Annotated in this window: 1 rRNA gene; it reads left to right on the top strand. The window is 43.1% G+C overall.

From position 1 onward, the window contains the following. Positions 1 to 106: 106 nt before the first annotated feature. Positions 107 to 367, top strand: a 16S ribosomal RNA gene (locus tag RV00_RS16045); the annotation flags it as partial.

The following is a 367-nucleotide window of genomic DNA, read 5'->3' as shown; positions in this document are numbered from 1 at the left end:
ATGAACATTGAAAACTGAATGACAATATGTCAACGTTAATTCCAATAAACAGTAACGAAACGTTACAAACTATTTAGTATTGATGAGCTAATCAAACATCATAATTTTTATGGAGAGTTTGATCCTGGCTCAGGATGAACGCTGGCGGCGTGCCTAATACATGCAAGTCGAGCGAACAGACGAGGAGCTTGCTCCTCTGACGTTAGCGGCGGACGGGTGAGTAACACGTGGATAACCTACCTATAAGACTGGGATAACTTCGGGAAACCGGAGCTAATACCGGATAATATATTGAACCGCATGGTTCAATAGTGAAAGACGGTTTTGCTGTCACTTATAGATGGATCCGCGCCGCATTAGCTAGTTG

Source organism: Enterococcus devriesei, assembly GCF_001885905.1.
Taxonomy (GTDB): Bacteria; Bacillota; Bacilli; order Lactobacillales; family Enterococcaceae; genus Enterococcus_A; species Enterococcus_A devriesei.
This window is presented reverse-complemented; position numbering and strand designations above follow the sequence as displayed.